This is a genomic window from uncultured Gimesia sp. (assembly GCF_937910335.1).
Lineage (GTDB): Bacteria > Planctomycetota > Planctomycetia > Planctomycetales > Planctomycetaceae > Gimesia.
In genome coordinates, this window is the sequence record NZ_CALEMX010000383.1 from 1 (window position 1) to 6,983 (window position 6,983).

Annotated in this window: 7 protein-coding genes; 5 read left to right on the forward strand and 2 right to left on the reverse strand. The window is 45.1% G+C overall.

Features of this window, described 5'->3' with window-relative positions:
* The first annotated feature begins 104 nt into the window (after window positions 1–104).
* From Q0668_RS15195 to epmA, 3 genes are read left to right on the forward strand one after another with little or no spacing between them, the layout of a single operon-like run.
* A complete protein-coding gene (locus Q0668_RS15195) occupies window positions 105–629 on the forward strand; it encodes a hypothetical protein (protein WP_298866164.1) in 525 nt (174 codons plus the stop codon).
* Window positions 630–673: 44 nt separating this feature from the next.
* Window positions 674–1,132 (forward strand): DUF1499 domain-containing protein, encoded by a 459-nt coding sequence (locus Q0668_RS15200; RefSeq protein WP_298866166.1) that lies wholly within the window; start codon window positions 674–676, stop codon window positions 1,130–1,132.
* A 37-nt stretch (window positions 1,133–1,169) separates the two neighbouring features.
* A complete protein-coding gene (gene epmA / locus Q0668_RS15205) occupies window positions 1,170–2,237 on the forward strand; it encodes an EF-P lysine aminoacylase EpmA (RefSeq protein WP_298866168.1) in 1,068 nt (355 codons plus the stop codon).
* Between the two features lie 65 nt (window positions 2,238–2,302).
* On the opposite strand, the gene Q0668_RS15210 is transcribed toward epmA, so the two are convergent.
* Together Q0668_RS15210 and Q0668_RS15215 are read right to left on the reverse strand one after the other, a co-directional pair.
* Window positions 2,303–3,289: a DUF1559 domain-containing protein gene (locus Q0668_RS15210; protein WP_298866170.1), complete on the reverse strand. Its 987-nt coding sequence runs from the start codon at window positions 3,287–3,289 to the stop codon at window positions 2,303–2,305.
* Window positions 3,290–3,715: 426 nt separating this feature from the next.
* Window positions 3,716–3,889 (reverse strand): hypothetical protein, encoded by a 174-nt coding sequence (locus tag Q0668_RS15215; protein WP_298866172.1) that lies wholly within the window; start codon window positions 3,887–3,889, stop codon window positions 3,716–3,718.
* A gap of 31 nt (window positions 3,890–3,920) precedes the next feature.
* On the opposite strand from Q0668_RS15215, the gene Q0668_RS15220 reads away from it, so the two are divergent.
* The gene (locus Q0668_RS15220; protein WP_298866174.1) at window positions 3,921–6,113 is read left to right on the forward strand and encodes a hypothetical protein; all 2,193 of its coding nucleotides are present in this window, start codon (window positions 3,921–3,923) and stop codon (window positions 6,111–6,113) included.
* Between the two features lie 74 nt (window positions 6,114–6,187).
* On the forward strand, window positions 6,188–6,983 hold a 796-nt coding region (locus tag Q0668_RS15225), incomplete at its 3' end, for a hypothetical protein (protein WP_298866176.1).

Below are 6,983 nucleotides of genomic sequence, written 5' to 3' on the forward strand. Positions count from 1 at the left end.
GGAATCAACCACTAAGGTAACAGGAATGTCAGATTAAGTCTTAACTATTACAATTAAATAAAGCGCCCACACATTCACAAGATAAAGATGCCGTACGCAACGCTTTGAATTCCTTTCGTGATGTCGCTAACCATTCTGCTCGGATGGCAATTGCCCGACATTCCCTGAAAAATCATCGTTCAGACTTGATGTTCAAAGGTGTGTTAACAGGAGTCTGTGCGCTTACAACTCTTATCATATTCGCGGAATCCATCTGGGGCATTAATCGTCTGGGAATCATGAAATGGGCTGCCTTGGCTGTCAGTATTACTTCAATTACTCTGTTCCTGCGTGCCTGCCAAAATGCGAAAAAGTTATTGAACGTAAAGAAATCGCCGGAATCGAAGTCCACGGAAGAGGACGATCAACCCGTTTCCGGCGATCAATTGATTTCTAAAGCGGAATCACCGACAGCTGTAAATGCAAGCGGCAATTGGCAAGAGCCATTGTCTGCAGAAGCAGATGAGCTACAATTACGAGAAGCACAGTTACAGCAAAACGCCCGAGTTCCTCATGATCAAACTGCTTCGGTGTCCGAAGGAGAGGATCAAAGTGAGGGCTCTGAATTTGATCCGGATGTAGACCAATAGTCAGCAATAACCAAATCAGTTTAAACAGGAGACGGATTAGAAAGATGGCTCTTATCTGGTGCGTCTCTTTTTTATTGGCTCTCTATCTGGCCATCGTGCTAAGAAATTACCTGACGCAGCCTCCTTCTGAATTGGGCTTCGTCAACCAAAGCCTGAGCCCCTGCCCTGAATCTCCCAACTGTGTCTGTTCACAAGATGAATCTCTCGCGCATTTTATCAATCCGATCCCTTATACCGGATCTGAAGAACAAGCGCGTTCACAACTATCTGAACTTCTGAGCCGGCAGAGTGGTTGCCGTATCGTCAGTCAGGAGGGAAACTATCTGCATGCCGAATTTCGTTCGCTCTGTTTTCGTTTTGTGGATGATGTTGAGTTCCTGATCGATTCTGGTCAGAATGTGCTTCACGTTCGATCTGCTTCTCGTGTGGGCCATTACGATCTGGGAGCAAACCGCCAACGGATCGAAGCGATTCGTCAGGAATACCTTAACGGCAACAAATAATTCCAGCTTCCTTCCTTTTGAAATAGCGTCTCTGTTTATGAATCAGTCCGTTCCAGACAGTTCTGACTACCTCCCGACGGCATCGATCGAAACGTTGAAGCAGCGCAGCCATTTGCTGCATGCCGTCCGTAATTTTTTTGAAGCAAACGGTTACTGGGAAGTGGAAACGCCGATTCTTTCGCGCGATAGCGTCGTAGATGCCCATATTGATCCTTTCACCACCGAATGGCATTCTGACGAGGGTCGTGTCGTCAATCAAAAAAGTCATCCGATAATCCGCTATCTGCAAACCTCTCCCGAGTTTGCTATGAAACGCTTATTGACGGCTGGTGCGGATCAGATCTATCAAATCACTCATGCATTTCGACAGGCAGAACGGGGAACCTTGCATAACCCTGAATTTTCGATGCTGGAATGGTATCGACGGGGAGAAACACACATTGATCAGATGACGTTTGTCGAATTACTCGTGCGACACATTTATGATGCGGCCGATTCGGTTTCCGATCAGAGTACTCAAACGATGCTCCCCGACGATCAATTCCTTCGCTTAAGTTACGAAGATGCATTCCTGAAATATGCAGATCTTTCTGCTCTGAATTCGACTGCGGAAGCGTTTCAACGAATGGCCATAGAAAAACAAATTTCAGTTCCCTCCGGATTCGATCAGAACGACTGCTTAAGTTGGCAAAATTTATTTCTGGTGGAAGTCGTGGAACCTGCACTCCGCAAATGGGGCGCCGTTTTTCTTTATGATTATCCTCCCGAGCAGGCGGCACTGGCTTGCATTCGCCAGGATGATAACCCGGGACCAAGGGGAGTCGCTGAACGCTTTGAACTCTATCTGCAGGGAATCGAAATCTGTAATGGATATCATGAACTGACTGACCCGCATGAAGTACGCATACGCTTCAGGCAGCAATCGGCTCTGCGACTCAAAGAAAACCGCCCCGCTTTACCTGAGGAAAGTACTCTACTGCAGGCGATGGAAGCCGGTTTACCCGCCTGTGCAGGCACGGCGTTAGGTTGGGATCGGCTGGTGATGCTGGCGCTGGGAAAGCAGAGCCTGCAAGAGGTCATCGCATTTCCATTTGAACGTGCCTGAGCATATTCCTTCAATTTCAAAAGCGTTCCCGCCTTTGATGCCGCGGGAACGCGGTCATTCCCTATTTACCATTCGCCTGTAACTCGCTCTCCATCATTGCGAACACAGAGTTGTCGAAAGAGATTTCTATCGATATTTTTTGCCATTGACTTAGTAGAACCATCGGCAAGTGCAAAATGAACGAGATCATCATGCCAGGAACCAAAAGTCAAGTATACAGACTGATTCGTTTCTGGTTCACCATCGAAGTTCTTTCCATTATGAAATACTGTTGGAGCATTGCGGTCAGAGCTCTCGGAATATCCTGAAACGGCACTATGACTGTCTGCCCAGAATCCAAAAGATGCTTCGCCAAACAACAATGTATTTGAAGTGCCATCACTGATATCATTGAAACGAGTCGCACTGTTAGGACCAAAAATTCCTCCCTTAAACCGACGGGTGTAAGGTTTCACAGATTGTGCACCTTCAGTGTATCCACCCACCCCACGATAAGTGGCATATCCTGCACCACCGGGCCGATTTGAAGGGAGCGAAGCACTCGGGCAAACATAACTTTCAATTGCTATTTTACTGGCTTCTTTACTGTCAGGTGAAAATTTTAATTGCTCAAAATCAATATTGATGGTAGTCTGATCCATCTCATTCAGAATCAGTGCCTGCCAGCCCCACCAGGGAGAAAGCTCCCACTCTACCAAAGCATATTTAGACACTGGGGTACCATTATTATTGTTTGCATCTACGGGAATGAGGACATCCTCATTAAACGCTATATTAGCATTTGCAATCGCATCAATATCGATGGCCGCCTGCAAATCCTCGATCCAACCGGAGGGAAAAGAACGAAAGGAACTTTCATAATTATGTGCGGCCAGAGAAATTTGCTTCAGGTTATTGATACATTGACTTCGACGAGCCGCTTCTCTTGCCCGCTGGATTGCCGGTAACAGTAATGCCGCCAACATCGCGATAATGGCCATCACAACCAGCAACTCGATGAGAGTAAATCCACGTCGAGATGATTGCCTGGCTTCTGATTCATATTTACGCATCGAAAACTCCCTTGAAGTGATGATCGTTTCCCCAACCTGATGCTTCTACGATGAGGTGATACCTGTAACGTAACAATCCAGCAAACTGCTACGGCTTTATTGTATTTTCAGCTGCTACCGCCAAGAAGTCAATTCTTTAACTTGCTGATTAGATTCAGATTTCTAGAACCTATGAACAGGTAATTATAGGCTTTCGGATTAAAGAAAGCAAACTGTGTCTTTGAATTACTTCACGCTTTTTTGAAGATGATACTGCCTGCTTCGAATACAGGTCACCCCCTTGCATTACGCGTTATAGCCACAAATTGCCGGTTTTATTTATCTGATCATTTTGCGCTCGTCCTGAATTCAGTTCGCCGAACCTACTTTTCCTTTCCCGACAAGCTAAGGCATGCACTGAGCTCTGTTTCGGGCATCATCAAAACTTCAATGATACATCTCCTTCAAGTTGGCATTTGCCAGCTTCAAAGCACGCGCCATTCCGGTTTTGAAAGCCAGCGACGTTTTTGCTGTGAAAGATCGGACTTTTTTCAGCAAACAAAGTACACCCGGCGGAATGGATCGTTCCCACATGCCACATTTTTGAATTACATATTGCATTGACGACCCGCAGCCAGCAGAATAAATGGTGATGGACTCCGAACTCATTTCTAACGAAAAAGTTTCTATGATCCAAAACACTCTGCCACACTTCGTGAACTGGCACTTACTCTGGTTAATCGGACTGATCTGGCTACCTGGATGTGGAGCACATGAGGAAGTGATCACACCACCACCCGCTGCCAGGATTACCAAAGAAAAAATAACAAAAGCTGCGGTTCCTCCCCCGCAAAAGCCACAGCCCTGGGATACACCTGATCGTCTGGTGTTGTTTGTTGCGCAAAGAGTCAAACCTGAAGACCAACAGACATTAGCGCTGAAAGAGATTGTTCATACTCTCGTTCAATCGGGAGAGGTGGAGGAAGCACTCAAAGTTATTCAGAAAATAGAAACGACAACAAGTAGGGAATACGAACTGAGTGAACTCGCAGCTACGCTGAATCAGCAAGGCAAAACCGCACAAGCTTTGAATGTCGCCGAGAAGATTGAAGAGAAATCCAGACAAGACTCGACTTTAAAGCAAATCGCTTTTTCTCTGATCAAGGACGAAGATCTCAAACAAGCCCGCAAGATCGCTCAACAGATTGAGAATGAGGAAATGAAAACTGATGTCCTTAGAAGGATTACGGAGTCTCAGATTCAAATTGAAGGAATCGAGAAATCCCTGAAAGCGGCCCGGACAATCAAGAATCTTTCAGACAAGAATGTCGCTCTAAACAATGTTGTTTCAAAACTGGCAAAAGCAGGAGAGATCAAACGCGCTTTGGAACTCGCGCAGGAAATTAATGATCCCGAGAACAAATCTGTTGCGCTGAAAGAAATTTCCCTGGCACTGATCGAGGACGAGAAATTCGAACCAGCACTCGATATCACTCGAAAAATGGAGCCAAGCATTTCTAAAGCATTCGTACTTCGTAAAATTTCTCTGACATTCGCCTATGACGACAAATTCGATCGGGCAATTAATATCGCTCGGGAGATCAAACCGCAAAGCGAACAAAATCGTGCTCTGTACGGCATTGCGGAGGCGTTGGCCGAGAAAAGTCAGTTCCAACAAGCATTCGATATTATTCAGAAAATCGAAATTCAGGAAGATGAAGATCATGATGACCGAACGTTCTGTCTAGAGCAAATTGTTTCACTCATCGTGAAATCCGGTGATATTGAGCAGGCCATCAAAGCCACTCAAATGATTGATGGATACTCAAGATTTTTTGCGATTGATGAGATTATCGAAACAGTGCTTACCGAGGGAAAACTCGATCAAGCCTTACAAATCTCACAGAAATTCGAGCAGGCAGATGATAAGGCGAATGCTCTTGGATCGATTTCAACAAATCTGGTTCAAAAGGGAAAGATCAAACAGGCATTAGAGATTGCTCTGAAAATTGAGGAAGACTTTGAGAAATCATTAACCTTGAATACGATTGTGAAGGCGCTACTTGCGGCAGGAGATGTTCAACAAGCTTTCACAATCGTTCAAAATGCCGATGACGCCGATGTTCTGGCACAGGATTTCGAGCCTGGTTTCTATCATGACGCCAATCATCAGTGGCATACCACGGTACCCATATTCCAACAGATGATCACACAGTTACTCGAAAAAAATAAAATCGAGCAAGCATGGAAAACCACTCAAACACTGAACCAGAATCATCATAGATGTAGTGCGATGGAGTTCTTGATTACCAGACTGATAAAAACCGGTAAATACACTGAAGCAGTAGATTTTGCATTGATGTATCCCGACATGGATTTCAAATCGACCGTACAACGGACTGCTGCCACTTCGTTGGCTGAAGCCGACAAATTCAAGCTGGCTCTGGATCTAGCCCAGTTAATTAAAGATCAGGAACTCAATACCTCTACGCGAAGCAGCATCGCCGCGAATCTTGCCCGGGCAGGAAAGTTTGAACAAGCCTTGGAAATAGTGAAAAACATTCAACACCCGCGCTGGCAACCAGAGGCTCAAAAGCAAATTGTGTCTGCTCTGGCGAAAGCGGGAAAAATGCAGCAGGCAATTGCCGTGACTTTGGAAATCCTGGACGACTTCCACAGACTGCCTCTGCTTTACGATCTGGCAAAACGTTTGGCAACGGAGCCGATCTTAATAAATAACCCTTTCGGTAATGACTCTACGACACCCCGAAAAATGAAAACCAAATTCACTCTGAAAGAAAAACAACTGGCCAAACAGATTGCTGAGGCTGTAGCTTCTGATTAACTCAGACTATAATCTTTGTTTAATTCAACTCGAATGTATTCTTGTAAATCACCCTTTATGAAGTTCATGCTAAAATGAAATCGTTTTTTTCTCCCATTCAATTAGTAAAAGGATACTTCCAAAAAAAAGCGTGGGCTTTATCAACAACATTGACGGAAAGTGAACGACAAATTTTAAATTTGTTTCTGAATCAAGATGACTCAAGGTGCAGAAAATTTTGGTCACAATGGCAGTCGGCTCAAGAATTTCAGCGCGCATTTACGAACTCCCAACAAAATCAATACGATCTGCGTTGGCGTCGATCAAAGGTCCTCCTTTCTCACAACAGCCTGAGAAAAAGACTAGAGAGCGAGCCGCTGGTAGTCACAGATCAGCTCTCAGGCAAGGATCTTCGTTTCAAGTTGACCGTTCAAGCGGGTGGCTGGTCCGGTCCATTGATCGGTGAAACGATTGATGGCTCTCCTTTTCCTCTCGAATGGAAACTCAAACCATCAATCGGGGAGATGAACAATCGCGATTTACTGCCGTTACCTATAATGGCAGATCAAGATGCCGGAAAGAATCGTTTTACAAGTTGGCTGAACTCTATCCAGATTGATAGCAAGTACAAAGATTATATTGAATTTTTTGAGCCAGCCACAGCTTCAGACCTGGATCAAATGCAACAGCGGTTGCAGATTGAACTCCCCGATCCCTATTTACAATTACTGCGTGTTTCTAATGGATTACTGATCGGCGAATGCTACATTCCAGGAACTTCTGACTGTCCCTTAACGCCGTTTCCCGATGACTCCCACCCTGCTTCGCTTTTTTTAGCCGACGATATAATCAACAATCTCTCGGATGGTTTTTATTGCCTGCAACTAGAGG